At 57.4% G+C, this 25,729-nt stretch carries 26 protein-coding genes, 2 tRNA genes and 1 pseudogene; 15 read left to right on the top strand and 14 right to left on the bottom strand.

From position 1 onward, the window contains the following. The 3 genes from lipA to EDB94_RS16275 form a co-directional block, all read right to left on the bottom strand. The gene (gene lipA, locus EDB94_RS16290) at nt 1-1,053 is read right to left on the bottom strand and encodes a lipoyl synthase (protein WP_014576159.1); all 1,053 of its coding nucleotides are present in this window, start codon (nt 1,051-1,053) and stop codon (nt 1-3) included. 129 nt (nt 1,054-1,182) lie between these two features. Further along, nucleotides 1,183-2,460, bottom strand: coding sequence for an O-acetylhomoserine aminocarboxypropyltransferase/cysteine synthase family protein (locus EDB94_RS16285; RefSeq protein WP_008176355.1), 1,278 nt, complete (start codon nt 2,458-2,460; stop codon nt 1,183-1,185). 342 nt (nt 2,461-2,802) lie between these two features. Beyond that, nucleotides 2,803-3,237: a PACE efflux transporter gene (locus EDB94_RS16275; RefSeq protein WP_108018775.1), complete on the bottom strand. Its 435-nt coding sequence runs from the start codon at nt 3,235-3,237 to the stop codon at nt 2,803-2,805. Between the two features lie 304 nt (nt 3,238-3,541). On the opposite strand from EDB94_RS16275, the gene EDB94_RS16270 reads away from it, so the two are divergent. The 3 genes and pseudogenes from EDB94_RS16270 to EDB94_RS16260 form a co-directional block, all read left to right on the top strand. Then, nucleotides 3,542-4,285, top strand: coding sequence for an ABC transporter substrate-binding protein (locus EDB94_RS16270; RefSeq protein ID WP_108018847.1), 744 nt, complete (start codon nt 3,542-3,544; stop codon nt 4,283-4,285). 317 nt (nt 4,286-4,602) lie between these two features. Further along, nucleotides 4,603-5,334 (top strand): ABC transporter substrate-binding protein, encoded by a 732-nt coding sequence (locus tag EDB94_RS16265; RefSeq protein WP_146162210.1) that lies wholly within the window; start codon nt 4,603-4,605, stop codon nt 5,332-5,334. 117 nt (nt 5,335-5,451) lie between these two features. After that, nucleotides 5,452-5,595: pseudogene (locus EDB94_RS16260) on the top strand (tyrosine-type recombinase/integrase); the annotation flags it as partial. A 31-nt stretch (nt 5,596-5,626) separates the two neighbouring features. Here the strand turns inward: EDB94_RS16260 and EDB94_RS20630 are convergent. Further along, nucleotides 5,627-5,815, bottom strand: coding sequence for a hypothetical protein (locus EDB94_RS20630; RefSeq protein ID WP_146162211.1), 189 nt, complete (start codon nt 5,813-5,815; stop codon nt 5,627-5,629). 258 nt (nt 5,816-6,073) lie between these two features. Between EDB94_RS20630 and EDB94_RS16255 the strand changes: the two genes are divergently transcribed. After that, the gene (locus EDB94_RS16255) at nt 6,074-6,802 is read left to right on the top strand and encodes a transporter substrate-binding domain-containing protein (RefSeq protein ID WP_108018777.1); all 729 of its coding nucleotides are present in this window, start codon (nt 6,074-6,076) and stop codon (nt 6,800-6,802) included. A gap of 87 nt (nt 6,803-6,889) precedes the next feature. On the opposite strand, the gene EDB94_RS16250 is transcribed toward EDB94_RS16255, so the two are convergent. The 9 genes from EDB94_RS16250 to EDB94_RS16210 form a co-directional block, all read right to left on the bottom strand. After that, nucleotides 6,890-6,966 (bottom strand) — tRNA-Met (locus tag EDB94_RS16250). A gap of 92 nt (nt 6,967-7,058) precedes the next feature. Then, nucleotides 7,059-8,150: a redox-regulated ATPase YchF gene (gene ychF, locus EDB94_RS16245; protein ID WP_108018778.1), complete on the bottom strand. Its 1,092-nt coding sequence runs from the start codon at nt 8,148-8,150 to the stop codon at nt 7,059-7,061. A gap of 37 nt (nt 8,151-8,187) precedes the next feature. Continuing rightward, the gene (gene pth / locus EDB94_RS16240; protein WP_014576222.1) at nt 8,188-8,775 is read right to left on the bottom strand and encodes an aminoacyl-tRNA hydrolase; all 588 of its coding nucleotides are present in this window, start codon (nt 8,773-8,775) and stop codon (nt 8,188-8,190) included. 30 nt (nt 8,776-8,805) lie between these two features. Beyond that, complete coding sequence (locus EDB94_RS16235) at nt 8,806-9,453, bottom strand: 50S ribosomal protein L25/general stress protein Ctc (RefSeq protein ID WP_108018848.1); 648 nt, start codon at nt 9,451-9,453, stop codon at nt 8,806-8,808. Between the two features lie 166 nt (nt 9,454-9,619). Continuing rightward, the gene (locus EDB94_RS16230) at nt 9,620-10,570 is read right to left on the bottom strand and encodes a ribose-phosphate diphosphokinase (RefSeq protein WP_008176348.1); all 951 of its coding nucleotides are present in this window, start codon (nt 10,568-10,570) and stop codon (nt 9,620-9,622) included. A 52-nt stretch (nt 10,571-10,622) separates the two neighbouring features. Next, nucleotides 10,623-10,697: transfer RNA gene (locus EDB94_RS16225), tRNA-Gln, on the bottom strand. Nucleotides 10,698-10,716: 19 nt separating this feature from the next. Next, nucleotides 10,717-11,580: a 4-(cytidine 5'-diphospho)-2-C-methyl-D-erythritol kinase gene (gene ispE, locus EDB94_RS16220; protein WP_108018779.1), complete on the bottom strand. Its 864-nt coding sequence runs from the start codon at nt 11,578-11,580 to the stop codon at nt 10,717-10,719. Continuing rightward, nucleotides 11,577-12,209 carry a lipoprotein insertase outer membrane protein LolB gene (lolB, locus tag EDB94_RS16215; protein WP_108018780.1) on the bottom strand — a complete coding sequence of 211 codons (633 nt, stop codon included), beginning with the start codon at nt 12,207-12,209 and terminating at the stop codon, nt 11,577-11,579. The genes ispE and lolB overlap by 4 nt, the downstream gene beginning before the upstream one ends. Beyond that, complete coding sequence (locus EDB94_RS16210) at nt 12,206-13,954, bottom strand: tetratricopeptide repeat protein (protein WP_108018849.1); 1,749 nt, start codon at nt 13,952-13,954, stop codon at nt 12,206-12,208. Before EDB94_RS16210 ends, lolB begins: the two co-directional genes overlap by 4 nt. A gap of 247 nt (nt 13,955-14,201) precedes the next feature. Here EDB94_RS16210 and hemA point away from each other — a divergent pair, with 247 nt between their 5' ends. The 4 genes from hemA to EDB94_RS16190 are packed head-to-tail and all read left to right on the top strand — an operon-like array spanning nt 14,202 to nt 18,178. Then, complete coding sequence (gene hemA / locus EDB94_RS16205) at nt 14,202-15,491, top strand: glutamyl-tRNA reductase (RefSeq protein ID WP_008176344.1); 1,290 nt, start codon at nt 14,202-14,204, stop codon at nt 15,489-15,491. Next, nucleotides 15,488-16,576, top strand: a complete 1,089-nt coding sequence (prfA, locus tag EDB94_RS16200) for a peptide chain release factor 1 (RefSeq protein ID WP_108018781.1) — start codon at nt 15,488-15,490, stop codon at nt 16,574-16,576. The genes hemA and prfA overlap by 4 nt, the downstream gene beginning before the upstream one ends. Next, nucleotides 16,566-17,417 (top strand): peptide chain release factor N(5)-glutamine methyltransferase, encoded by an 852-nt coding sequence (gene prmC, locus EDB94_RS16195; protein ID WP_108018782.1) that lies wholly within the window; start codon nt 16,566-16,568, stop codon nt 17,415-17,417. The genes prfA and prmC overlap by 11 nt, the downstream gene beginning before the upstream one ends. A gap of 14 nt (nt 17,418-17,431) precedes the next feature. Then, nucleotides 17,432-18,178, top strand: coding sequence for a molybdopterin-synthase adenylyltransferase MoeB (locus EDB94_RS16190; protein ID WP_108018850.1), 747 nt, complete (start codon nt 17,432-17,434; stop codon nt 18,176-18,178). Between the two features lie 152 nt (nt 18,179-18,330). Here EDB94_RS16190 and phrB read toward each other — a convergent pair whose 3' ends face one another. Then, complete coding sequence (gene phrB, locus EDB94_RS16185) at nt 18,331-19,734, bottom strand: deoxyribodipyrimidine photo-lyase (RefSeq protein WP_108018783.1); 1,404 nt, start codon at nt 19,732-19,734, stop codon at nt 18,331-18,333. A 165-nt stretch (nt 19,735-19,899) separates the two neighbouring features. Here phrB and EDB94_RS16180 point away from each other — a divergent pair, with 165 nt between their 5' ends. The 7 genes from EDB94_RS16180 (at nt 19,900) to EDB94_RS16150 (ending at nt 25,711) form a co-directional block, all read left to right on the top strand. Next, nucleotides 19,900-20,709, top strand: coding sequence for a hypothetical protein (locus EDB94_RS16180; protein ID WP_108018784.1), 810 nt, complete (start codon nt 19,900-19,902; stop codon nt 20,707-20,709). A 51-nt stretch (nt 20,710-20,760) separates the two neighbouring features. Beyond that, the gene (locus EDB94_RS16175) at nt 20,761-21,621 is read left to right on the top strand and encodes a mechanosensitive ion channel family protein (RefSeq protein WP_008176333.1); all 861 of its coding nucleotides are present in this window, start codon (nt 20,761-20,763) and stop codon (nt 21,619-21,621) included. Continuing rightward, nucleotides 21,602-22,099, top strand: coding sequence for an ATP-dependent zinc protease (locus EDB94_RS16170; RefSeq protein ID WP_041644996.1), 498 nt, complete (start codon nt 21,602-21,604; stop codon nt 22,097-22,099). Before EDB94_RS16175 ends, EDB94_RS16170 begins: the two co-directional genes overlap by 20 nt. Next, on the top strand, nt 22,096-23,001 hold the full coding sequence (gene rimK / locus EDB94_RS16165; RefSeq protein ID WP_008176329.1) for a 30S ribosomal protein S6--L-glutamate ligase: 906 nt from the start codon (nt 22,096-22,098) through the stop codon (nt 22,999-23,001). Before EDB94_RS16170 ends, rimK begins: the two co-directional genes overlap by 4 nt. A gap of 3 nt (nt 23,002-23,004) precedes the next feature. After that, nucleotides 23,005-24,069 carry a succinylglutamate desuccinylase/aspartoacylase family protein gene (locus tag EDB94_RS16160; RefSeq protein ID WP_008176327.1) on the top strand — a complete coding sequence of 355 codons (1,065 nt, stop codon included), beginning with the start codon at nt 23,005-23,007 and terminating at the stop codon, nt 24,067-24,069. A 14-nt stretch (nt 24,070-24,083) separates the two neighbouring features. Then, the gene (locus EDB94_RS16155) at nt 24,084-24,509 is read left to right on the top strand and encodes a secondary thiamine-phosphate synthase enzyme YjbQ (protein ID WP_008176325.1); all 426 of its coding nucleotides are present in this window, start codon (nt 24,084-24,086) and stop codon (nt 24,507-24,509) included. A 224-nt stretch (nt 24,510-24,733) separates the two neighbouring features. Then, a complete protein-coding gene (locus EDB94_RS16150) occupies nt 24,734-25,711 on the top strand; it encodes a TAXI family TRAP transporter solute-binding subunit (protein WP_008176323.1) in 978 nt (325 codons plus the stop codon). The last annotated feature ends 18 nt before the right edge of the window (nt 25,712-25,729 follow it).

The raw sequence follows: 25,729 nt of genomic DNA, 5'->3' as shown, positions 1-25,729 counted from the left end.
TCAGTCGATGGCCTTCACCGGAATCTGCATGGCATTGGAGGCTTGGGGAACCTCGGGCACGGCAAGACCCAGATTGTTTTTATCGAAGACTTTGTCAGCCCGGTAGCTGGAGCGGACCATGGGGCCGGATGGCACTTCCATGAAGCCCTTCTCCAGGCCGATTTCCCGGTAACGGTTGAACTCTTCGGGGGTGACGTAGCGTTCTACCGGCAAGTGGTTCGGAGTAGGGCGCAGGTACTGGCCCAGAGTCAGGATATCCACACCGATGGCGCGCAGATCGTCCATGGTTTCCAGGATTTCCTCTTCGGTTTCGCCGAGCCCCAGCATCAGGCTGGTCTTGGTAAGCACGTCCGGACGGTGCTTCTTGGCGTGCTCCAAGACCCGGAGGGTTTTTTCATACCCGGCACGCGGATCACGAACCCGACTGGTCAGCCGCTTGACGGTTTCCACGTTCTGGGCAAAGACATCCAGCCCGGAATCCACCACCTTCTCAACGTCCGCCATCACCGCATCAAAATCCGGCGTCAGCGCCTCAACGGCGACTTCCGGCGTGCGCTGTTTGATGGCAGAGACACAAGCGGCATAGTGGGCAGCGCCGCCGTCGTCCAGGTCATCACGGTCTACCGAGGTAAGCACGATATAACGAAGGCCCATCAGCTCTACGGACTTGGCCGTGTTCTCCGGCTCTTCATGATCGAGCCAGCCTTTCGGGTTGCCGGTGTCCACCGCGCAGAATTTGCAGGCCCGGGTACACACAGACCCCATCACCATGATGGTGGCCGTGCCGGCGGTCCAGCACTCACCGATATTGGGGCAATGAGATTCCTGGCAAACGGTGCTCAACCGGTGCTCACTGACGTTCTTGCGCACCGCCTCATAGCGCTCGCCCCCGGGCATGCGTGCCCGGAGCCATTTGGGCTTCGGCTCTCGCTTTTCCGCTGTTGTGGCTTCCTGCTTCGATGACCGCTTGACGCCATCCTTGATGGCCGAGAAGCCATGCTCGTTGCGGAATTTGGAACCACTGGTAATGCGGGTTTTTGCGCTTTCGCTCATTGCAACCGGACTCTCGATTCGGGCATGGGGAACACTAAAGAGTAATGGCCTGGCGGGGGAGTTACAAGACAGATAGGGGCAATCACGAGGGTGCCGGGCACGACATTGGTCGTACCCGGTTGACCGCTATCAGGCCTGGGCTTTGTCCAGGGCCTGGGTAATGTCGGCAATGATGTCGTCGACATGCTCGATACCGATGGACAGCCGCACCAGATCCTCGCTCACACCGGCGCTCTTCAGCTCTTCCGGGTTGAGCTGGCGGTGGGTGGTGGTCGCCGGGTGGCAGGCCAGGGACTTGGCGTCACCGATGTTCACCAGACGCAGGATCAATTCCAGGGCATCGATGAACTTTGCCCCGGCTTCCCGGCCACCCTTGATGCCGAAGCTCAGGATGCCGGACGCTTTCCCGCCGGAAATCTTCTCGCAGGTCGCCTTGTACGGGCTGTTGGCCAGGGTCGCGTAGTTGACCCACTCAACAGACGGGTGCTCCTGCAGGAAGTTCGCGACTTTCTCGGCGTTCTCGCAATGACGTTCCATGCGCAGCGCCAGGGTTTCCAGACCCTGCATAATCAGGAACGCATTGAAGGGAGCCAGGGCAGCACCGGTGTTGCGCAGCGGAACCACTCGGCAGCGGCCGATGAAGGCAGCAGGGCCCAGGGCGTCTGTGTAGACCACGCCGTGGTAGGACGGATCCGGTTCGTTCAGCATCGGGAACTTGTCAGCACTGGCTTTCCAGTCGAACTTTCCGGAATCCACGACAACGCCTGCGACGGTGGTGCCATGGCCACCGATGTACTTGGTGAGCGAGTGAATCACGATATCGGCGCCGTGCTCGATCGGGCGGCACAGGAACGGCGTGGCAACCGTGTTGTCCACCATCAGCGGGATGCCGTGTTTGTGCGCAATTTCGGCCCAGCGCTGGATATCGACCACGTTGCCCGCCGGGTTGCCGATGGACTCGCAGAACAGGGCGCGGGTGTTCTCATCAATAGCCTTTTCCACGGCATCGAAATCGTCATGGCGAACCATTTTGCACTCAATGCCCTGGTTCGGCAGCGAGTGCGCGAAAAGGTTGTAGGTGCCGCCGTACAGCTGGCTGGTGCTCACGATGTTGTTGCCCACCTTGCAGATGGTCTGCAGCGCATAGGTGATGGCCGCCATGCCAGAGGCCACGGCCAGGGCGCCAACACCGCCTTCCAGTTCTGCCATCCGCTCTTCGAGAACCGCGTTGGTCGGGTTCATGATGCGGGTGTAGATGTTGCCCTGAACCTTCAGGTCAAACAGATCGGCACCGTGCTGGGTGTCATCGAAGGTGTAGGACGTGGTCTGGTAAATCGGGGTGGTAGCGGCCCGGGTAGTGGGATCGCTTTTGAAGCCTGCGTGCAGGGCGAGGGTTTCCGGTTTCATGTCAACGGTCCTTGCTGCTAAGTTGTTGTGTATGGGTTTTAGCTCGTGAGTATGCCACAGAGTTTGTCTTTAGAGGATCGTCCCGCTCCCTCCTTGCAGACCTGAGATAGTCACTGATGGATGGGTAGAAGAATATCCCCAGGCAGACCCAGAAAACACTGATCGACAGGATGGCCGCCTTCACGCTCGCGCCGGCGAACCCAAGGGCAATGGGGACCAGAACAACGGCCAGGAACACTGTGAGCGCGTGGCGGGATTTCATAATGCGATACAACCTTAAAACGCATTCGGGCGGAGCTTCTATCCTATCCGACTCTCCCCTACGGAACTGTCAAAGTTTGTTTAGGTGGCGTTGGATTTCTTGGCGTCCGTGTCAGGAAATATTGTGTCGTAACACCAGGTGAATACGAACGCATACACCAGATAGAACACCACGAACGCCACATCTACGATCAGCGCTTGCAACAGGCCAATGCCCATCCACCAGGCAATGATCGGCAGGAAGATGAGCATCAGGCCCAACTCGAAACTCACCGCATGCAGGAAACGGATCCGCAGGGATTTTCGGGTTGAGCCATTGAAGTGCTTCAGGCCGTGATCGAATCCCAGGTTGAACAGGTAGTTCCAGATGGTCGCGATGGTGGCGCCAACCACACCAAGAACTCCGGTTCTTCCCATATCGAATCCGAAGGTTACGGCAGCGAGGGGAACGGAAAGCAGGAGGCCGATAACCTCAAAGGAAATCGCCTGTCGAACTCTGTCTCTTGTTGATCTCATAGAACGTTTTGTACGGAGGCGGGTCGTCCCGCGTTCACTGCCCGGGAAGGGTGGGGTCGTCCCCAGAAGCTCAAGAGCCCGGCGCTTTCGCGACGGGCTTGCCAGAATACTGGCAGCAAGGGGCGGAGTCTAACCGCCGCCCGATAAAGACCACTAAGCAAAGGGCTGGAAAAGATGAGCACGGTGCCGATATGACAACTACTATAAAAAAAGCGCTTGGTGTTGTGTGTTAGTCAATGTCACGTTTTTTCGCTTAAATGCCTTAAAAGGTATGCACTGTATTCGCATGCTTGGGAGGTGGGACATGCAAAGGCTCGTATGGCTGAAGCTTTTTCCTTTCTTTTTGTTCCTGTTTTTTTCTCTGTCCCTGTCCGCTGATTCGAATCGTCACCATGTTGTTGGGGTCTTTGCAGATATAGAACGCGAAATTTCTGTAGAAAACGGAAAACTCGTGGGTCGTTTTGCGCCCTATTATCACTGCGTCTTTAGCCGCGTAGACGGCGATTTCAGGTTTGTTAACATGCCGCTGGCCCAGATACTTCGCCAACTGGAAAAAGGCGGTATTTCAATTGGGTTGCCGTTAATTCAAACGGTAGAAAGGGATCAGTATGCGGACTTTGGCGGTACGTTGTTTCAATTGGAATATGTGTATCTCATGGTTCAGGATTTGCCGCCGTTGGACAGCATGACGGGGCTCAGGTTTGGATTTGTCCGGAAGTTTGCGGGTTTAGAGCTTTTAAAAGGTGATAGCCCTCAAGTAACGCATGTCTCTGATTGGGAGCAGGCTGTCCGAATGCTCAGGCTCGGTCGGGTAGATGTCGTGGTTCTACCCAAGATCATGATGGACCTGTATCTCAAGGACTATCAAGGGGCTTATTATGACCGAACCGCAGCCTGGATAGATTTGTCCATGTACATTTCTCACAGTGTAGAGGATAACGGTCTCAAGGAAGACTTCAGGGATGCCATCAGAACCTGCCGCTTGATTGGCGAGAAAAATCATGAGGCCTGGGATATCCCCGGGAGACAGCGAGATCCAGAAGACTGACCTGGCGTCAGTGAATTCGCCGCCTATCGATAAAAGTACGGCGCTCTGGGGCAGCTTACAAACGATGTGGTTTCTCCGCCCCCCCCCCGCAACAATTGATCCACATTCTTAGTCACACCTTCGCCAGTTGTCCGCTCAATCACACTTTAGAGGCATTCGTAAAATACAGTGTAATCGATTGAGTAACCCTTCCTATTGATTGCGGATGTGATGTATCTTGCACTTTGTTGGTGCGTGGCATGTTTTCAGTTCTGGTGTGAAAGCCGGGAGAATCAGCCTGAAAAAGTTGCCAGTGCAGGTATTGGGAGGTCTTTAGGGTGAGATTCGTCATTTTAACGTGTGTGCTGCATGTTTTTTCTATGACCTACGCACACTCTTCAGAACGTCTGTCTGTTGGTGTCATTGATGATACTGTCGGATGGATCGGCGTTGAGGAGGGGCAGCTCACTGGCGATTTATCTAAACCTTACCATTGCGTATTTGACCACTCCGGGTTGGAGATCGAAGCGATTTCTGTCTCATTGAATCGTGGCCTGGTTGAGCTTGAGCTAGGCAGGCTCGATATCGTGCTACCGATAGCTAGAACATCACAAAGGGACGAGAAAGCCGATTTCGCTGGTCCTATGTACAGCGCCGGGTTTTCGATCGTAAGCTTACGATCGTTGCAGCTTGATGCGGCGTTTGCTGAGACGCCCAGGCTACGATATGGGATCGTTTTGGGCTTTGTCGGCAAACAGTTTATTCCAGAGTCTGCGGGTAGAGTCGAAGAAGTATCAGATTGGTCGCAGTTAGTGGAGATGCTCAAACTGCAGCGAATCGATGTTGCTGTAATGCCATCAGGTATGGCGAAGCGTTTTCTCGACAGCGAGCGGGAGGTACTTTCTGCCTGGGAGGTCGGCGTGATTCCTGTTTCCTTATACATGTCGAAAAAGTTGCGGGACACCGACGTTCAGCGCGCTCTGATGCTGGCGATCCAGCGCTGCAAAATAGAAGAGGCTATCAATACGGAGTTTGTTGGCGTTGACTCGCACTCCCCGTCCTCGATGTAGACAACTTGTATTCAGCCAATAAAAAGGGTCGCGACTTGCGTCGCAACCCTTTAAATCTTGGTGGCAAGGGGCGGAGTACTCGAGCCTGCGGCCCTGACCCTTAGGGCCGTTTCTTAACAGCTCACCCAGATTCTTCGGCACACCTTCGCCAGTCACTACATGATGAATTGGGGTGGCATCCATACGCTTCAGCGGATTCTTGGGCACGGCAACGTGACCATGATCATGAAGTATGCCCATCTGTCACCAGATCACCTATAGTCTGCTGTTCGGCTGTCTTCCGCAGCTTCACTTAGTCCTGGTCACGTTCCTCGTTCTTCGTGATGTAACGTTTGATGTCATTGAAAAAGAAAATGCCAAGGGCTAACCAGAAGATCCCGATCGAAGCGGCAGCGGTTTTTCCTGTCTGTCCTGCGAACGCAAGTGCGACTGGTACCAAAACCAACGCCACGAATACCGGAATGATCTTTCTTGTGCTCACTGTCGGATACAACCTCGGAATCGCGCATAGAGACAAGCCAACCAGCCTATCCGAATACCTCGTAGGCAACTGTCAAAGATTGTTTAACCTGCCTGCAGTGTGACAATGACCGTTTTTTGAGCAATTAGGAGATCTTGTTACTACTATTAGAAGTACATTCTGTCGAGGTTCAGTCGGATATGCCTACATTATCGGCAGCGAAAATCGCGAAATGCAGTAAAAAACACGCACTGGATCCGCGTGCCTTGGAGGTGGATCATGGAACGGGCATTTTTGCTCAGGCTTCTCCAAATCTTTTGGTTGTCTCTGTTCTCAGTATCCCTGCTTGCTGATTCCAAACGCACCCACGTAATCGGCGTCTTTGATGGTATCGATCGGGAAATTGCGGTTGAGAACGGAAAGCTTGTGGGCCGTTTCGCGCCCTACTATCGATGCGTTTTTAATCGCGTGGAGGGAGATTTTAAATTCGTTGAAATGCCCTTGGCTCAAATGCTTTACCGCTTGAGGAAAGGTGGCATATCTGCCGGCTTGCCCCTGGTGCAGACGCCGGAAAGGGATGAATACGCGGACTTTGGCGGCTTATTGTTCCAGACCGAGTATGTCTATCTGCTCCTGCGAGATCTCCCACCGTTGGATAGTCTGACTGGTCTTCGGTTCGCGTTCGTCCGGAAGTTTGTTGGTGGCAAGCTTTTGAGAGGAGAGGATCCACAAGTGACTGACGTGTCTGATTGGGGGCAGGCAGTTGAACTGCTCAAAAATAATCGCGTCGATGTGGTTGTTCTGCCTTGGGTGCTGATCGACACTTACATGAACAAATACGATAAGCCCTATTATAATCGGACAGCGGCCTGGGTAGATCTCTCGATGTACATTTCTCACAAAGTGAATGACAGTCGCTTTACTGAGGATCTCCGGAAGGCAATCAGAGAGTGTCGTTCCATTGCGCACCAGAACCAAGTTTCTTGGGATACTCCTACGAGACCATAGCCGTTGCGGAGCTGACACCCCCCTGTAGGCAACTTTTAGTCAAACAATAAAAAAGGGTCACGACTTGCGTCGCAACCCTTTGAATCTTGGTAGCAAGGGGCGGAGTCGAACCGCCGACCCCAGCATTATGAGTGCTGTGCTCTAACCAACTGAGCTACCTTGCCATTTCGCTTTGGGCATCGCCCCAAACGAGGCGCGTATTTTCAGTATTTGGGCCCACTCTGTCAAGGCTTGGGGCCCAGTTTTTCCTGAAAAATTACACGTTGAAGCGGAAGTGAATAACGTCGCCGTCTTTCACGATGTATTCCTTGCCTTCCAGGCGCCATTTGCCGGCATCCTTGGCTCCGGCTTCGCCGTTGTACTTCACGTAATCGTCGTAGCTCACCACTTCGGCCCGGATGAACCCGCGTTCGAAGTCGGTGTGGATCACGCCGGCCGCCTGGGGCGCTGTGGCACCGATTTTGACGGTCCAGGCGCGCACTTCCTTCACCCCGGCGGTAAAGTAGGTCTGCAGGCCCAGCAGGCCGTAGCCGCCGCGAATGACGCGATCCAGGCCTGGTTCGTCCATGCCCATTTCTTCCAGGAACATGGATTTTTCATCGTCTTCGAGTTCGGAGATTTCGGCCTCTATCTTGTTGCAGATGGGCACCACCACGGCATTTTCCGATTCGGCCATCTCGCGCACCGTGTCCAGATGCGGGTTGTTCTCGAACCCGTCTTCGCTGACGTTGGCAATGTACATGGTCGGCTTCACGGTCAGCAGGCAGAGCTCCCGGATCAGGGCCATCTGGTCCTTGTCGAGGTTCATGCTGCGCACCGGTTTGCCCTCGTTCAGCACGGGCAGCAGTTTCTCGAACATCTCCAGCTGGGCCTTGGCTTCCTTGTCACCGCTCTTGGCCACGCGCTGAACCCGCTTGATGGCTTTTTCAACGGTTTCCAGATCGGCGAGGGCCAGCTCGGTGTTGATGACTTCGATGTCGGAGGCCGGGTCTACCTTGTTGGCGACATGAATGACATTGCCGTCTTCAAAGCAGCGCACCACGTGGGCGATGGCATCGGTCTGGCGGATATTGGCCAGGAACTGGTTGCCCAGGCCTTCGCCCTTGGATGCGCCCGCCACCAGGCCGGCGATGTCGACGAATTCCATGGTGGTGGGGACGACGCGTTCCGGCTTTACGATCTCTGCCAGCTTATTGAGGCGCGGGTCCGGCATGGCGACTACACCGGCGTTAGGCTCGATGGTGCAAAACGGGAAGTTTTCCGCGCCAATGCCGGATTTGGTCAGTGCGTTGAACAGGGTGGATTTGCCGACGTTGGGAAGGCCGACGATGCCGCAGTTAAATCCCATGGAATGCCTCTGCTGGTACTGGAAAAATTTGAGCGGATTATACCGGTTTGAAACTGTGCAGGCGATTCATGGCGGCTGGGAGTTTGCCGCTGGCTGCATCCGGTAATACCCGCATGATTTCGTCGATCACTGCGTTCAGTTCCTCGGTTTCCTGTTTGCCCAGGCGGCCGAGGACGTACCCGGTTACCCTGCGGCTGTCGCCGGGGTGGCCGATACCGATGCGCAGTCTCTGGAAATCGTTGGTGCCCAGGTGGGCGATAGCGTCACGCAGGCCGTTGTGTCCGCCGTGGCCGCCACCTTTCTTGAGCTTTGCGGTACCCGGGGGCAGATCGAGTTCGTCGTGGGCAATCAGAATCTGTTGGGGCTGAATCTTGAAGAAGTCTGCCAGCGCCTTGATGGCCAGGCCGCTGCGATTCATGAAAGTGGTCGGATTCAGGAGGTGCAGGTCCAGGCCCTGCCATTGAATGCGGGCATAGAGCCCGTGGTACTTCTTTTCGGGGCGGAGCGTCTGGCCCGCGGTGCGAGCCAGAGCTTCCACGAAGAGGGCGCCGGCGTTGTGGCGGGTATTCTCGTAGTCAGCGCCGGGGTTACCCAGACCAACCACCATGACAATATCCTGCGCCATTCGCCGTTGCCCTCCTCAGTGCAGGAGTGATTACTCCTTGTCTTCGCCTTCTTCACCTTCTTCGCCGTCTTCGGCTTCGTCATCAACCTTGGCGCCGCGCGGCTTATGGATAGCCACAACCGGCAGGTCGTGATCTTCACCCTGGAGCAGGGCGGCAATCTTGACGTCTTTCGGCAGCTTCAGGTCGCTCAGGTGAACTACCTGGTCCATCTCAACAGTGGTCATGTCCACTTCGATGAACTCGGGCAGGTTCTGCGGCAGACAGATCACTTCAACTTCGTTGATCTGGTGGTTCGCTACACCGCCGTGGAGCTTGATAGCCGGTGCAGTGTCTTCGTTGATGAAGTGCAGCGGTACGTTGACGTGGATCTCGTGGTCCTTGTCAACACGCAGGAAGTCAGCGTGGGTCAGGATCGGCTTGTACGGGTGACGCTGCAGATCCTTCAGGATTACGCTTTCTTTCTTGCCGTTCAGCTCAACGGTCAGAACGTGGGAGAAGAATGCTTCGTTTTCCAGGGCTTTCTTCAGCTCGTTGTGCCAGATGGCAATCGGAGTTGCATCCTTGTTGCCACCATAAATGATGGCCGGGATTTTCCGTTCCTCACGACGCAGGCGGCGGCTCGCACCTCTCCCCTGATCGTCACGAGGAAATGCTTCGATAACAAATTCCTGAGACATGGTAATAACCTCAATCGTCACCTGAACTGCCCGCGACCAGGCGTAGGATCAGGTGATGTTTCTGAAAAGCCGGATTTTTCCGGCTGACTAAAAGAGTCGGGAGCCTGTGTAGGCTCCCGACCCGGTAACTGCTTGTAATGCCTTGATATTACGACCGAAAGGTCACTCAGGCATTCTCGAACATGGCACTGATGGACTCTTCGTTGCTCACGCGGCGAATCGACTCCGCAAGCAGCCCTGCCATTCCGAGGACGCGGATTCTATCACAATTATGCGCTTTGTCACCCAGCGGGATGGTATCGCAGACCACAAGTTCGTCCAGCTGTGAGGCATTGATGTTATCAATGGCCGGGCCGGAGAGAACCGGGTGGGTGATGTAGGCAACCACGCGAGCCGCGCCGTGTTCTTTCAGGGCGTTGGCCGCTTTGCACAGCGTGCCGGCGGTATCGATGATGTCGTCCACCAGGATACAGGTCTTGTCTTTGACATCCCCGATGATGTGCATCACCTGGGACACGTTCGCTTTCGGGCGACGTTTGTCGATGATGGCAAGGTCGGCGTCGTCCAGGCGCTTGGCCACGGCACGGGCGCGAACCACGCCGCCAACGTCCGGAGATACCACGACAAAGTTCTCGAAGCGCTGCTTGAAGATGTCCTCGAGCATAACCGGTGTGGCGTAGATGTTGTCCACCGGGATATCGAAGAAGCCCTGGATCTGGTCAGCGTGCAGGTCGACGGTCAGGACCCGGTCAACGCCGATGCTGGAAATCATGTCGGCTACCACCTTGGCGCTGATGGCAACACGGGTAGAGCGTACCCGGCGATCCTGGCGCGCGTATCCGTAATAGGGGATAACGGCGGTGACCCGTGTAGCGGAAGCACGGCGAAGTGCGTCGGCCATCACGATCAGTTCCATCAGGTTATCGTTGGTGGGGTAGCAGGTCGGCTGGATGATGAACACATCATGGCCGCGGACATTCTCATTGATCTCGACGGTGGTTTCCCCGTCGCTGAAACGGCCAACAGTGGCCTGTCCCATGGGAATATGGAGTTTGCGGGCAATCGCTTGAGCCAGTTCAGGGTTGGCGTTGCCAGCGAAGATCATCAGTTTGGACACGACGGCATCCTTCTCAGTATCGGCGTTTGATTCAGAAGAAGCGGGAGAAAGGTGGCTGGGGTGGCAGGATTCGAACCTGCGCATGACGGGATCAAAACCCGTTGCCTTACCACTTGGCGACACCCCAGTATCGTGCTTTTTTGGCATCATTTCAGCTCTGTTAGCTTTTTGTGTAGAGGTGAAATGTTCACCCCTTTAGCTACGAACCCCGTGACGCCGGAGGGTTTGCTTTCCCAGATGATCCGGGCTGCGGATTCTGTCGGGAAACGTCCAAATATGCAAGCCCCGGTTCCGGTTAATCTTGCAGGTCCGAATTGTGAAAGCCATTCCAGGCTCTGGTTAACCTCAGGATACAGTTTTCGAACTACATCCTCACAGTCGTTTCGGTACCTCGAGGCGTCTCCCTCAAAAGCGGGCGCTATTTTGATTCTCGGGGTGTTCCTTGTCAACCCTTGCTCGGAAAAAATCTTGCCAGTGTTTATGTTGCAGCCGGGCTTGAGGACAACGAACCAGTCTTCCGGCGGATTTGCGTTGGTCAGTGTTTCACCAACTCCCTCACCAAAGGCGGCATGGCCCCGGACAAACACCGGCACATCGGCGCCCAGGCCGAGGCCTATTCCGGCAAGCTCATCGGTGCTCAAGTCGAGCTGCCAGAGATGGTTCAGGGCCAGCAGAGTGGTTGCAGCATTGGAGCTGCCGCCGCCCAGACCGCCGCCCATGGGCAGCCGTTTGGTGATGCCGACGGTGACCCCGGGCAAGTCGCCTTGAGCCCTCTCAAGGAGTGCTCTGGCGGCGCGAATGATGAGGTTGTCCTCGTCGTCGACACCGGGAACAGGCTCCGCGAGCCTCACCCCCGGCTCGCCGGGTGTCAGGGTGAAGCTCAGCTCGTCGCCGTAGTCCAGGAACTGGAACAAGGTCTGAAGCTCGTGATAGCCGTCTTCCCTGCGGCCGACAATGTGCAGGAACAGGTTCAGCTTGGCCGGTGAGGGCAGTATCAGGTCGGGTGTCACTCGGGCTGCTCCTGCCAGTCGCTGACCACCAGGCGCACCCGCTTGTCGTCCTTGAGGGCGGTAATCCGGGCGGGCAGCGCCGGGTAAGCGGAGAGGAAGGCCTGCCAGCGGTCGTAGCGGATTTCCCAGCCGTTCTGGCGGATTATGGCCAGGGTGCCCTGATTATCAAACAGCAGGCGATAGTCGCTGGCGGGGGATGGCAGGCCCCGAATCCACCAGGTCAGATTCTCCAGTGGCAGCTGCCAGCCCGTGGCCGCCTCGACCAGCGCTTCCGGTTCGCCCGAGCGGTAGGTTTCGCCGTTCGGCAGGGTTAACTCGATAAACCCGGGAACCCCTTTGAGTGTCGTGCTGCCCATACCGAGGAAAGATGAGGAGAGGGCAAGATCGTAGGCTTCGCCATCCTGAATCCAGTGATTGATGATGGCGGTTCCGCTGTCGGATGGCTGGCGTACAGCCAGCTTGCCGGACAGCTTCCAGTGGTCGAGTTTGTCGAGATTGACTGCGCGAGTGGTCCAGTCAGCCGGAGGCTGGTCTGTCATGCCCTCCGGCAATGGATCGATCTGGATCGTAGTGCAGGCGCCGAGGGTGGCAAGCATCGTCAGTGCGGCCAGAATTCGCGCCAGTCTCATTCGGTGTCACCACCATTGGTCAGCCGATCGATGGTTTCTCTGAGCACTTCGTGATTGCTGTCCTGTTCGAGGCCTTCCTGCCAGATGATTCTGGCCTGCTCTTCGGCTCCGTTCATCCATAGCGCCTCACCATAGTGAGCGGCAACTTCCGGATCGGGGAAGGCGGCCCAGGCACGGGAGAGGTACTCTAGCGCCGGCTCGAGCTGGCCTTCGAGGAACAGGACCCAGCCCATGCTATCGAGAATGGCCGGATTGTTCGGGTCCAGCCGCAGAGCTTTCTCGATATAGCCGCGGGCTTCTCTGAGTCTGTCTGTCCGAGTGGTCAGGATGTAGCCCAGGGCATTCAGGGCAACGGCGTTTTCCGGTTCCTGTTCGATAATCTGCTTCAGGTCGGCTTCGGCGTCGGCAGGCTGTCCGATGCCATCGTAGAGCATGGCCCGGGCGTACCGGATCTCGATATTGTCCGGATGTTCTTCCAGGGCTTCCGTGGCGGTGCTCAGGGCCTGCTGTTGTTGTTCCTGATCCAGCAGCAGGTTCACCTCCAGCAGCCAGAAGTTCTCTGCCTGGCGGGGATTGGCTTCGCGCAGCCTGCGGATGCGGTCAATGGCGTCCTCAAGCTGGCCATTCTCGGCCAGCAGAGAGCTGGCGCGGGCCAGGGCCGGGAAGTAGTAATTGCCCTGTTCCACGCTCTGGTAATAGCCAATGGCCTGCTCGGTATTGCTTGCCTGGTCTTCAATGCGGCCCAGGTAGTAGTTGGCTTCGCTGGTATGGTGGCCCTGTTCGGCCAGTTGTGTCAGTTCTTGCCGGGCCAGGTCGGTCTGCCCATTTTCAAGAGCGACCAGTGCATGAGAGAGTCGCAGGCCCGGCGTGTCCGGGTACCGCTTTACGAGGCGATTGAATTCATCCTGGGCAGCCTGTAATTCACCTTCATTTATAAGCATGCGGCCGTAAAGGGTGCCCATTTGTCGGTTGCCCGGAAAGCGGCGGGTGTTGGTCAGCAGGTAATCCAGGGCGCTGCTTTTCTGACCGGTCTGGTAGAGCAGATCGCCCTTGAGAATGATGGCCGGCTGGAAGTTTGCGTTTTCCTGCAGCAGTGGTTCGAGTCTGTCCAGGGCTTGCTGTGGCTGCCCGGTTACTTTCAACAGGAGCGCGATGCTGTATTCCAGTTCCGGGGTGTCGGGGTGGCGGTCCGACATCTCATTGTAAAGAGCGAGCAGCTCCTGCTGTTGCTCTGGCGGCAAATTGGCCGCCATAGCGGCAAGGCTGTCGAAGTCAGCATCGCCGCCCTGATCCATGATCCGTTCCATGTGATGGATGGCAGTCTGGAGGTCGTTTCCCTTTACGGCCTGGATGGCAGAAATCCTGTGGGCCTGGAGATTATCCGGGTCGATGTCCAGCCACAGCTCGGCGAGCTGTTTCTGGGCGTTATCGCCGTTCAGGGATTGGGCGATTCGCATCGCCCGCTCGATCACCACCTGGTCTCGGGACTGTTTGGCAGCCTTCAGGTAGTTAACCAGGGTAATGTCGTAGCGTCCGCGCTGGGCTGCAATTTCGGCAGATAGAAGCAAATAGAGGGTTTCGGGCTCAAAATCGGCGTATTCAACCGGCGGTTGTGGTTCTGTCTTTTCTCCGGCGGCGACGGTTTCGCTCTTGGCAGGCGCTTCCTCTGTGCCGGTGAGGCTGGCACAGCCTGCCAGCGTGAGGCCAAGCAGGCAGGTAAACAGAAACGGTACGGATTTGTGCATGCAACTTCCCATGATCTGTCGAAAACGCATCTGAAATAACCACGCTCCAGCCCCGGAATTGAGCTAGATCGGGTCGCGGCCTCAGCCGAATCCCTATAATGGCATAAGCACCTGATCTTGCCCAACCTGTCCGCACTTGCCGAAGCTGCGGTGGTTTTGGGTGGCAGCTCAGGCCGCTGGCCGTTAAAATGTCCAGTAATTGCGCGTATCTAAACCGCTCATCGGCAAAAGGTTGTACAACCACGAAATGGCACTGGTAACGCTGGGAATCAATCATCGCACGGCCCCCGTAGAACTACGGGAGCGAGTGGCGTTTACGCCCGAGCGTATGGCGGAGGCGTTCGCCGAGCTGCGTGCGACGTCAGGCGCCACCGAGGCGGCGATACTGTCTACCTGTAACCGGACCGAGCTGTACCTGGCCGGCGATGATGACTGCGCCCCCATGGTGCTTCGCTGGATGGCCGGCTTCCATGGAATGGACGCCGCGGAACTGGAAGAAGCGCTTTACGTGCACCGCGATGGCGATGCCGTCAGGCACATGATGCGAGTGGCCGCCGGCCTGGACTCCATGGTGCTTGGCGAGCCACAGATCCTCGGGCAATTGAAGGATGCCTATTCCCTGGCCAGGGAACACGGCGCCAGCGGCTCGTTCCTGTCCCGATTGTTTGAACATACCTTCTCGGTCGCCAAACGAGTGCGGACGCAGACTGCCATCGGTGAAAATCCCGTTTCTGTTGCCTATGCCGCGGTGAGCATGGCGCACCACATATTTGCCGACATGTCCCGCAACAAGGCCCTGTTGATCGGTGCCGGCAAAACCATCGAACTGGTGGCCCGGCACCTTGCGGATGCCGGCGTGAAAGACTTCCTGGTGGCCAACCGTACCCTTGAGCGGGCACAGGCACTGGCAGAATCCCGTGGTGGCAAGGGCATTGTGCTGTCCGAGATCCCGGAACATCTGGCCGATGTCGACATTATTATTTCTTCAACGGCAAGCCCATTGCCGATCCTTGGTAAAGGTGCCGTTGAGCGAGCCCTGAAGAAACGCAAACACCGCCCCTATTTCATGGTGGATATTGCCGTGCCCCGGGATATCGAGCCGGAGGTGGCCTCGCTGGACGACGTGTATCTCTACACGGTGGACGACCTGCGTCAGGTTATCGAAGAAAATATCCGCTCTCGTGAGGGTGCGGCCCGGGAGGCCGAGAATCTGGTGGCGTCCGGAGTTCAGGATTTTCTGAACCAGCTAAGGGCGCTGGATGCGGTGTCCACGCTCAAGCAGTTCCGTCAGCGTGCCGAAGTGCTGCGCGATGCGGAGACCGAAAAAGCCCTGCGCGCCCTGCGCAATGGCACAGATCCTGAAACCGTGCTGCGCAGTATGGCACGCGGCCTCACCAACAAACTCCTGCACGAGCCCTCTGTGCAGGTTCGCAAGGCCACCACAGAAGGTCGCACCGAGGTGACAGAGTGGCTGCGTGAGTTGCACCAGCTGGATGCACTGGACGCGGACACGACGACAACCCCGGAAAAACTATGAAGCCATCGATCCAATCCCGCCTCGAGCAGCTTTCTGACCGCTTCGAGGAAGTCAGTGCATTGCTTAGTGATTCCTCCATTATCTCCCAGCAGGACAAGTTCCGGGACCTTTCCCGGGAGTTCGCCGAGATTGAGCCCATTGTTCATTGTTTCCAGGCCTGGCAGCACTCCCTGGATGACATCGAGGCTGCGCGCGAGCTGGCGAAAGATGGCGACGCCGATATGCGGGAAATGGCCGAGGAAGAGCTGCAACTTGCCGAGCAGAAAAGCGAGGAGCTCGATGAAGAGCTCCAGCGCCTGATGCTGCCGAAAGACCCGAACGACGGCAAGAACGTATTCCTGGAGATTCGCGCCGGCACCGGTGGTGACGAAGCTGCCATTTTTGCCGGCGACCTGTTCCGGATGTATCTGCGCTATGCCGAGCGCCGGCGCTGGCAAGTGGAGGTTCTGAGCGAGAGCGAGGGCGAGCACGGTGGCTTCAAGGAACTGATTGCGCGCGTGGCCGGTGACGGAGTGTATGGTGCCCTGAAATTCGAGTCTGGTGCCCACCGGGTGCAGCGTGTTCCGGAAACCGAATCCCAGGGCCGGATCCATACCTCCGCCTGTACTGTGGCGGTTATGCCCGAGGCCGATGAGGCCGAGGCCATCGAGCTCAACAAGGCGGATCTGCGGGTAGACACGTTTCGTGCTTCAGGTGCTGGCGGCCAGCACGTGAACAAGACCGATTCGGCGATCCGGATAACGCATTTGCCAACGGGCATTGTGGTGGAATGCCAGGAAGAGCGTTCCCAGCACAAGAACCGCGCCAAGGCGTTGAGCCTGCTGGCCTCTCGGCTTCAGAATGCCGAGGCCGAGCGGCAGCAAAAGTCCATGGCCGAGACTCGCAAGAGCCTGGTGGGCAGTGGCGACCGGTCCGAACGGATCCGTACGTACAACTTTCCCCAGGGGCGGGTGACGGATCATCGGATCAATCTCACCCTTTACAAGCTCGACGAAGTCATTGCCGGTGACCTGGACGCCGTCGTCGTGCCTCTGCAGCAGGAGCACCAGGCCGAGCTGCTCGCCTCTCTCGCCGATGACCAGTAAACCTTCACTGACCTGCGAAGCCCTTCTGAAGGAGGCATCCAGCCGAATTGAAAGTGATTCGCCGAGGCTGGATGCTGAGCTGCTGCTGAGCCACATTACGGGGCTCAGCCGGACCAGTTTCCGGGCCTGGCCGGAACGTGAGGTGACCGACACTCACGCCGAGGCCTTTGAGAGGCTGGTGCAGGATCGGGTGGCCGGCAGGCCTGTGGCACATTTGTTGGGGCATCAGGAATTCTGGTCACTACCGCTGAAAGTCAGTGCCTCCACCCTGATTCCAAGACCGGATACTGAATGCCTGGTGGAAGTTGCTCTTGCTTTGCCGCTACCACGGCAAGCCAGTGTGCTGGATCTGGGAACAGGGACGGGCGCCATTGCCCTGGCTCTCGCCAGTGAGCACGTGGGCTGGCGAATATCTGCCTGTGATGCCGAGCCCGAGGCAGTGGCGCTGGCCCGTGAAAACGCCGTTGCCCTTGGCCTGAACCTTTCCGTGGTCCAGAGCTCCTGGTTTTCGGGGTTGGAGCCAGAGAGGTTTGATCTGATTGTCTCCAATCCACCCTATATCCCCGATAGCGACCGCCACCTTGAGGAAGGGGACGTTCGATTCGAACCTGCCTCGGCCCTGGTATCCGGGAGCGATGGCCTGGATGATCTGCGGCTGATTATCAGCCAGGCGCCGGACTGGCTGGTTGAAGGCGGCTGGCTTCTGGTTGAGCATGGTTTCGACCAGGCAGAGGCCGTGGCACAGTTGTTTCACACTCGCGGGTTTAAAGCCGTTGAGACCCGGCAGGATTATGGCAACCGGGATCGGATGACACTTGGACAATGGTCTTCGGGTGCCTAACAGTGGAGATGCAGATGCTCAGTGACGACGAATTATTGCGCTACAGCCGGCAGATCCTGATGCCCCGGTTCGATATTGCCGGCCAGGAAAAGCTGCAGTCGGCCAGGGTTCTGGTGATCGGTGCCGGCGGATTGGGGTGTCCTGTGGCTCTGTATCTGGGCGCCGCAGGTGTCGGGACCCTGACCCTGGTGGATGACGATAATATCGAGCTGGCCAACCTTCAGCGCCAGATCGGTTTTGAAACCTCGCTGCTGGGTGAATCCAAAGCGGAAAGCCTTGCCGATCGGATTCGTCGGATCAACCCGCTGGTGTCTGTTACCGCCCTGAATCAGCGCCTCGAAGGTGAGGCTCTGACGCGGACGGTCGCGGAGGCAACCCTGGTGGTGGATTGTACGGATAACTTCAACACCCGGTTTGCGCTGAACCGTGCCTGTGTGGCGTCGAAAGTTCCGCTGGTGTCCGGTGCGGCCATTCGGGGCGAGGGGCAGGTTTCGGTTTACGACAGCCGGCGGGAGGACAGCCCCTGCTACCACTGTCTGTATCCGGAGCAGGGCAATGAGGATCTGACCTGCTCCGAGGCGGGCGTGATTGCGCCTCTGGTCGGGATGATTGGGGCGACTCAGGCCATGGAGGCCATCAAGGTGATTTCCGGGGTTGGCTCGCCTCTGGTGGGGCGATTGCTGATTCTGGATGCCTGGGAGATGCAGTGGCGGGAGATGAAGCTGGCTCGGGATCCTGATTGCCCGGTCTGTTCTGGCTGACTTTGGTGCCTGCGGAGTTGGCGATGGTCTGCCCAAAACACGCCGTGAATACGTCCCTGTAGGCTCCGCTCCGCCATCCATGGCTCCGCAGGGTTTTGGGCAGACCATCGCCAACCCCGCTTCCGGGTTTTGAGTCAGCCCTCCAGAGATTTTCAGTTCTTCAACTCTTGGAACTTCGCTATAGCTTCCTTTCTGCTTTCTTTAAGATCAACGATCTGCCTCGGATACCCCTTCGGAATAACACCACCTTTCGCACCCGGATCGTGAATCCGTTTGCTATCCAGTTTCGCTAGCTCCGGTACCCACTCCCGGATGAAATCCCCATCGGGATCGAATCGCTCGCTCTGGGTAACCGGGTTGAACACGCGGAAGTAGGGGGCGGCGTCGGTGCCGGTGGAGGCGCTCCATTGCCAGCCGCCGTTGTTGGAGGCCAGGAAGCCGTCGATCAGTTTTGACATGAAGTAGGCTTCGCCCAGGCGCCAGTCGATGAATAGGTTTTTGGTGAGGTACATGGCGGTGATCATGCGTAGGCGGTTGTGCATCCAGCCGGTCTGGTTGAGTTGGCGCATGGCGGCGTCGACGATGGGGACGCCGGTGTTGCCGGTTTTCCAGGCTTCGAACCTGTCGCCCGGGGTGTTCCACTCAAGAGTTTCGGTTTCCGGCTTGAAGGCGCGGTGCATGCTCACTCTGGGGAAGTGGTACAGGATGTTGATGTAGAAATCCCGCCAGGCGATTTCGGTGATCCAGGTTCCCAGGCCTTCCTGGTTGCCGCCGGCGCCCTGCGCCTGTCGGCCGGCTATCAGGCATTGCCGGCCAGAGAGAACACCGTTGGCGAGATAAGGGGATATCTGGCTGGTGCCATCGATGGCGGGGAAGTCACGCTTTTCCTTGTACGCACCGCCGCGTTTTTCGAGGAAGCGCTCGAGCTGGTCGAGGGCGGCATCTTCACCGGTTGCAACGAGGGGCTCGGGGGCGTCTCGAAAGGCTTCGGGTATGGCGTCAATCTGTTCCGGGCTTACGGCGTTACCCCTGGCTTTGGGCGTTGGGAAAAGACCCGGATGGGTTTCTTCTATCCAGCTGCGCCAGCGTCTCGAAAACGGTGTGAATACGGAGTAGGGGTCATTCTGTTGGGTGAGGATCTCGCCTACTGGTGCAACTGTCTGGTCGCGGTATTTGCGAACGGCAATGCCGAGTTGATCAAAGCGGTGTTTCAACGCCTTGTCGCGCTTGCGCTCGTTAACGCCGTACTCCTCGTTGAAGTGCAGCGCTGTCACCCCGTGCTCTTCGCAGTGGCTCTCGAGTTTGCCAAGGCTGTCGTCGAAGCGTTTTGCCTGAATAAAGGACAGCGGTATACCCAGCTTGGCCAGCTCTTCGGCCAGGGCGTTGGCGTGGGCGACGACGAATTGCACCCGGGCCGGCGACCAATCGTGTTCCTGCCATTGGTCCGGGGTGAGAATAAAACAGGCTCGCACCTCTTCGCTGCTTTCGCAGGCGGCTGTGAGGGCGGGGTTGTCGGCAACCCGGAGATCGTTTCGGAACCAGACCAGTTGTGTCATCCGTAATCCATAGTTGTCTGAGGGATTGATGTAAGTGTAATTACAGCCCGGTGTATCAATAAAATCACCAACTTGGATATTCGCCCGGGCTGCCTGATTGGATTATAGTTAGGACACTTTTACAGCAATTCAGCCGGCCGATCCTCAAGGAGTTCTGTGGCAGGAATGGAGAACAACAGCGAAGGTCGCCGTGACGGCGTTTGGGCCCAGCCTTATTCACTGGCTTCCGGCCAGACCCAGTATCATCAACTGGGTCATATTCGTTTGTGGGTGACTCTGTTGGACCAGGAATGGCAGATTCGTTCAGAAACGCTGGAACTGGATACGGATCCGGCCAGTTGGACAGAAACCATCGGCCACACTCTGCCTTCGGCGTCTGTGCCGCTGCAGCGTTTCATTCGGGAAAACCGGTCGTCGACCGTGACATTCCTGCCGGCACTCGCAAACATGCCTACCGTGATTCGTCCTTTCCAGCCCCTGACGATTCCCGCCGGCGGCCGCTGCACAATCTACGTGGGCACGCTGGTCTGGATGAAGGTCTGTGCCGGCGACAAGCAAACCGTGTTGACGGAAATTCCCCTGGCGTCGCCTTCAATGACCTGGGTGGGCAGAAATACCATGGAGGGCGAGCTTTGTTATACCTCTCATAGTTTTGCCCGTCTTGTGCTTGAGGCGGTGCCGAAACGCCCCTGGCGAGCCGTCACGCCGGTGACGCTGATCAACCGGCGGGATGAGCCCCTGCTGCTTGAGCGCTTCAGCCTGCCCACGCCGTTGCTGTCATTGCACCAGAACGATCGGGGCCAGCTCTGGACGCCGGGGGTAACCGTTGAAGTTGAGACCGACATGAATTCGGCGAGTCTGCATGTGGAACAGTCGTTGCTGGCCGCAGCGGGTACCTGCCGGCCGGTGGCGGATGCTCGTGAAAAAATGGTCCGCGGCCGGCTTGTCCGGGCGTTTGACCGGATGTTTGGCTGAAACGGATCTGATGGAGTCGACGCTTTGCTGGAAACAATGCAAACAGGCGTAATGCAGTTTTTTACCGACATTGCCTGGGGGCAGTGGATCAGTTCCGCCTTTCTTGTGGTGTTGGGGCTGTTCCTCGGGTCTCTGGCGGCCCGCAGCGTCGGCCGTTTCATGGCGCAGCGCACCTCCCGCCATCATACCGTCATGGTTCGGCGGCTGGTGTTTTACGTCATCGTTGTGCTGTTTTTTGTGGCGGCCCTGCGGGAGGCCGGGTTCTCTCTGGATGTGGTGCTCGGCGCTGCCGGTATCCTCACCGTTGCCATTGGTTTTGCTTCTCAGACCTCGGCGTCGAACATGATCAGCGGCCTGTTTCTGCTGGTGGAAAAACCCTTTGAAATCGGTGACTTCATTGAGGTAGACGCGACCATCGGGGAAGTCGTCGGCATTGATATGCTGAGCGTGAAGTTACGCACGCCGGACAATCTGTACGTGCGGATTCCCAATGAAACCCTGATCAAGACAAGGGTGGTCAACCGTTCCCGGTTTCCGATACGCCGGCTCGACCTGACGGTGGGGATTGCCTACGCTGAAGATGTAGAGCGGGTGGAAAGTCTGCTTCTGAATCTGGCAGAAAAGAATCCGGTCTGTCTCGAAGAACCCAAGCCCTTCACCTTGGTGACAGCGTTTGGCCCATCCTCGGTCGATCTGCAGTTCTCTTACTGGGTGCCGAAGGAAAAGGTGCTTGAAGGGAGAAGCGGCATGATGGTCGCGATCAAGAAAACCCTGGATCGGGAAGGCATTGAAATTCCGTTCCCCCACACCAGCGTTTATGCGGGTAGCCATTCAGAGCCGTTCCGTGTTCAGCTGTTGGGGCCGGAAAAAATCACTGAAAAGGATCTCCCGGATGTCGACAAAGACAGCTGACGTTATCAAAACCATCCCACCGACCCCCGCCGAGAGCAAGATGAGTCTTGGCTGGCGGGAATGGGTGGCGCTGCCGGACCTGGATATCAGCCGTATCAAGGCGAAAATCGATACCGGAGCCAGAACTTCCTGTCTCCACACGTTCCGCACTGAACCCTACACGGAAAACGGTGAACGGCGCGTGCGCTTCTGGGTTCATCCGGTACAGAACGATCTTCACCAGGTGGTGGAGTGTGACGCCAGGGTGCTGGATGAGCGGAACGTGTCTGATTCCGGCGGCCACAAGGAAATGCGCCTGGTTATCGAGACCACGCTGCTGATTGGCGGCCAGAAATGGCCCATTGAAATGACATTGACCAACCGAGATTCTATGCGGTTCCGGATGTTGCTGGGCCGTACCGCTATGTCAGGGCGCTCAGTGATCTATCCCGAAGCTTCCTATCTTGCCGGCAAGCCGGCCTTAAGGACTGAAAAATGAAAATAGCGGTACTGTCACGAAACCGTCACCTCTACTCGACCCGCCGTCTGGTGGAGGAGGGCATTAATCGTGGCCACGAAGTGAAGGTGATTGACTGCCTTCACTGTTCGATGAATATCACCTCGGCCAATCCACAGATCCACTACCACGAGGAGGTCCTTGAGGATTTCGATGTGGTGATTCCGCGGATCGGTGCATCGGTGACGTTTTACGGAACGGCGGTGTTGCGCCAGTTCGAGATGATGGGCGTGTTTCCGGTGAATGAATCCGTGGCTATCAGCCGTTCCCGGGATAAGCTCCGCTCGCTGCAACTGCTAGCCCGTAAGGGTGTAGGAATGCCGATTACCGGTTTCGCGAACAAACCGGACAACGTTCCGGAGTTGCTTCAGATGGTTGGCGGGGCGCCGGTGGTGATCAAGCTGCTGCAGGGTACCCAGGGCATCGGCGTGGTGCTGGCAGAAACCCGCAAGGCCGCGGAGAGTGTGATTGAAGCCTTCATGGGCCTGAAAGCGGATATTCTCGTGCAGGAATTCATCAAGGAAGCCGGCGGTGCCGATATCCGTTGCTTTGTGATTGGCGACAAGGTGATCGCTGCCATGAAGCGTCAGGGTGCCGAAGGCGAATTCCGTTCGAACCTGCATCGGGGCGGAACTGCCTCCCTCATACGCATCACCCCCCAAGAGCGCAGCACTGCCATCAAGGCCGCCAAAGCCATGGGCCTGAACGTTGCCGGTGTTGACCTGCTTCGCTCCAGCAGGGGGCCACTGGTAATGGAGGTGAACTCGTCGCCTGGCCTTGAGGGCATCGAGAACGCCACGGGCAAGAACGTTGCCGGCATGATCATTAACTGGACCGAAAAGAATCAGAAGCCCTGGAAGACCCGGACCAAGGGGAGAGGCTAAAGCATGGCTCGTGCCCCCTATGAAATTGCCGGGACCCAGGTAAAGGCCGGAACCCGGCAAACCGTGGAAGTTCCGGTCGCCAAGCTGTACACCCATACGCCGCTGCACATTCCAGTTGAGGTTGTGCACGGCCGGCGAAGTGGCCCGGTATTGATGGTGTGTGGCGCCATTCACGGTGATGAGATCAACGGTGTTGAGATCGTTCGTCGGGTGCTCACCAATTCGGCGTTGAGGCACCTTCGGGGCACGTTGGTTGCGGTGCCTATCGTGAACATTTTCGGGTTCGTGCAGCGCACCCGATACCTGCCTGACCGGCGGGATCTGAACCGCTGTTTTCCCGGCAGTGAAAGTGGCTCCCTGGGCGGGCGTATTGCCTACCTGCTGCGCACCCAGATTATGGAGCGGGTGACCCACATTATTGATTTGCACACGGGTGCAGTTCATCGATTCAATTTGCCGCAAATTCGTGCTGAGCTGAAAAATCCGGAAACCGTGCGCATGGCCGAGGCCTTTGGTGCCCCGATCATAATCAATTCGGGGCTCCGAGAGGGAAGCCTCCGGGCCTACGCTGATTCACAGGACATTCCGGTGATCACCTTCGAAGGCGGAGAGGCTCTGCGATTTGATGACGTGGTGATCGGCAGCGGTGTGAAAGGGGTTATCCGGGTGATGCGTGAACTCGAAATGATCCCGGCGAAGAAGGGGCCCAAGGCACCGAGAAAACGGTCTGAAACCGCGGCCAATTCCCAATGGGTGCGGGCGGATATCGATGGGATCATGAGGCCTGTCGCCCGGCTGGGCCAGAAGGTTCGCAAAGGCCAGAGGCTGGCCATGGTGGCGGATCCCTTCGGCGAATCGGAAACCGCGGTGGTGTCACCCTGCTCAGGTATCGTGATCTGCGTGAATAACCTGCCACTGGTGAACGAGGGTGAGGCAATCTACCACGTCGCCCGATTTGACGAGCTCAGCGAGGCGGAAAAAGCGATGGATTATTTCCGCAGCAGCTACGAGGGCGATGTCGGCGACGATGTGGTTCCCGTGCACCCCTGGGATGACCGGCAGAAATAATCGAGAGGGCTGTCATGATCTGGGATCAGTCGTTTATCGAGTTGGCGCCGCTGCCGCGGGGTTTTCATCTGGTCACCAATGAAATCCTTGCCCAGGCGCCGGACCTGACCAACTGCGAAGTCGGCTTGCTGCACCTGTTCATCCAGCATACCTCCGCTTCGCTGGCGGTGAACGAGAACGCCGATCCGGATGTGCGGGGCGACCTGGAACGCCATTTCAACGTCATGGTGCCGGAGAATGCGCCGCACTATGAGCACGTTATGGAAGGGCCCGACGACATGCCGGCTCATATCAAAAGCATCCTGATCGGCCCCTCGCTGACCCTCCCGGTCAGCCATGGTCGCCTGGCACTTGGAACCTGGCAGGGACTTTATCTCTGTGAGCATCGGGATCGAGCCGGTAGTCGTCGTATTGTGGCGACTCTTCAGGGTCGCTGGTAGCCAGAACCCGAAACGCCCTACGTGTCGGGATTCACCCATCTGCTCTTTCCGATGGGTGGATTTCCACCCATTTTCCAGCGCCTGACCTTGCTCTGATTCTAGTAAGGCCCTGTTTTTCCGAATTAATCGAGATCTGGTCTGCTCCTTGCTGATTGGGTTACCCACCGGAGCTGTTAGAGCTTCGTTGAGCACCCAACAAACAAAATGAATCGGGAGCATTCCTTATGAAAACCCAAGCCGTAATGGCGGTGGCCTTTGCCTCCACCTTCGCAGTCGCAACCCCCGCAACAGCCCAGGATCGTTCGGACTGGCCGAGCAACTTCACCGTTGGTACCGCCAGTCAGGGTGGAACCTATTTTGCCTACGGTTCCGGTTGGGCGAACTTTGTGGCTGAAAACCTGGGCGTTTCCGGTGGTGCCGAGATCACCGGCGGACCGGTTCAGAATATGGCGCTGGTGCACACCGGCGACCTGAAGTTTGGCCTGACCACCATGGGCCCGGCTCGGGAATCCATGGACGGTAACAGCCCGCTTGCGCCGGGCATGAAGATGGACAACGTCTGCGCCATGTTCCCGATGTACGAAACACCGTTCTCGGTGACCGCGCTATCCAGCTCTGGCATTACTTCCATCGCCGATATCCCTGATGGCGCCACGATCGGTTTTGGTCCGGCGGGCTCCACCTCGGACACCTACTTTCCGCGCATGATGGAGACCCTGGGTGTGAACTTCGAACGCCGCAACGGCAGCTGGTCTGATCTGGGCGGTCAGCTTCAGGATGGCCTGATTGATGTGGTTGCCTTCGCCGCCGGTATTCCCATTCCTGCGGTCAGCCAGCTGGAAGTGCAAACCGACGTGAACATCATCGGTATGAACGATGCCGAGGCCGAGACCATTATCAGCAACTTCCCGGTGTCCGAGTTCATCATTCCGGCGTCCACCTATCAGTCCCTGGATGCGCCTTCCCGCGTGGTATCCATGTGGAACTTCGCGATGGTCAACTGTGATGTATCTGAAAGCTTCGTGTATGAAATCACCAAGCTGACCATGGAGAACAACGACAAGATGGTCTCCATTCACAAGGCGGCCCGTAACTCGGTACCCGAGAACTACACAAAGAACAACGTCCTGCCCTGGCACCCGGGCGCTGCGCGTTGGTTCAACGAGAATGGTTACCCGATCGAAGACAGCCAGATCAAGTAACAGTGCTCGAGCAGGAGG

The sequence above is a fragment of the Marinobacter sp. 3-2 genome (assembly GCF_003751355.1).
In the GTDB taxonomy this organism is placed as follows: domain Bacteria; phylum Pseudomonadota; class Gammaproteobacteria; order Pseudomonadales; family Oleiphilaceae; genus Marinobacter; species Marinobacter adhaerens.
Note: the sequence above shows the minus strand (reverse complement) of the source record. Positions and strands in the feature narration are given on the sequence as shown.

Bases quoted from the DNA above. Each gene is read 5' to 3' on its own strand.
- lipA (WP_014576159.1), bottom strand. From the start codon at position 1,053: ATGAGCGAAAGCGCAAAAACCCGCATTACCAGTGGTTCCAAATTCCGC.
- EDB94_RS16285 (WP_008176355.1), bottom strand. From the start codon at position 2,460: ATGAAACCGGAAACCCTCGCCCTGCACGCAGGCTTCAAAAGCGATCCC.
- EDB94_RS16275 (WP_108018775.1), bottom strand. From the start codon at position 3,237: ATGAGATCAACAAGAGACAGAGTTCGACAGGCGATTTCCTTTGAGGTT.
- EDB94_RS16270 (WP_108018847.1), top strand. From the start codon at position 3,542: ATGCAAAGGCTCGTATGGCTGAAGCTTTTTCCTTTCTTTTTGTTCCTG.
- EDB94_RS16255 (WP_108018777.1), top strand. From the start codon at position 6,074: ATGGAACGGGCATTTTTGCTCAGGCTTCTCCAAATCTTTTGGTTGTCT.
- ychF (WP_108018778.1), bottom strand. From the start codon at position 8,150: ATGGGATTTAACTGCGGCATCGTCGGCCTTCCCAACGTCGGCAAATCC.
- pth (WP_014576222.1), bottom strand. From the start codon at position 8,775: ATGGCGCAGGATATTGTCATGGTGGTTGGTCTGGGTAACCCCGGCGCT.
- EDB94_RS16235 (WP_108018848.1), bottom strand. From the start codon at position 9,453: ATGTCTCAGGAATTTGTTATCGAAGCATTTCCTCGTGACGATCAGGGG.
- lolB (WP_108018780.1), bottom strand. From the start codon at position 12,209: ATGAGACTGGCGCGAATTCTGGCCGCACTGACGATGCTTGCCACCCTC.
- EDB94_RS16210 (WP_108018849.1), bottom strand. From the start codon at position 13,954: ATGCACAAATCCGTACCGTTTCTGTTTACCTGCCTGCTTGGCCTCACG.
- hemA (WP_008176344.1), top strand. From the start codon at position 14,202: ATGGCACTGGTAACGCTGGGAATCAATCATCGCACGGCCCCCGTAGAA.
- prfA (WP_108018781.1), top strand. From the start codon at position 15,488: ATGAAGCCATCGATCCAATCCCGCCTCGAGCAGCTTTCTGACCGCTTC.
- prmC (WP_108018782.1), top strand. From the start codon at position 16,566: ATGACCAGTAAACCTTCACTGACCTGCGAAGCCCTTCTGAAGGAGGCA.
- EDB94_RS16190 (WP_108018850.1), top strand. From the start codon at position 17,432: ATGCTCAGTGACGACGAATTATTGCGCTACAGCCGGCAGATCCTGATG.
- phrB (WP_108018783.1), bottom strand. From the start codon at position 19,734: ATGACACAACTGGTCTGGTTCCGAAACGATCTCCGGGTTGCCGACAAC.
- EDB94_RS16180 (WP_108018784.1), top strand. From the start codon at position 19,900: ATGGAGAACAACAGCGAAGGTCGCCGTGACGGCGTTTGGGCCCAGCCT.
- EDB94_RS16175 (WP_008176333.1), top strand. From the start codon at position 20,761: ATGCAGTTTTTTACCGACATTGCCTGGGGGCAGTGGATCAGTTCCGCC.
- EDB94_RS16170 (WP_041644996.1), top strand. From the start codon at position 21,602: ATGTCGACAAAGACAGCTGACGTTATCAAAACCATCCCACCGACCCCC.
- rimK (WP_008176329.1), top strand. From the start codon at position 22,096: ATGAAAATAGCGGTACTGTCACGAAACCGTCACCTCTACTCGACCCGC.
- EDB94_RS16160 (WP_008176327.1), top strand. From the start codon at position 23,005: ATGGCTCGTGCCCCCTATGAAATTGCCGGGACCCAGGTAAAGGCCGGA.
- EDB94_RS16155 (WP_008176325.1), top strand. From the start codon at position 24,084: ATGATCTGGGATCAGTCGTTTATCGAGTTGGCGCCGCTGCCGCGGGGT.
- EDB94_RS16150 (WP_008176323.1), top strand. From the start codon at position 24,734: ATGAAAACCCAAGCCGTAATGGCGGTGGCCTTTGCCTCCACCTTCGCA.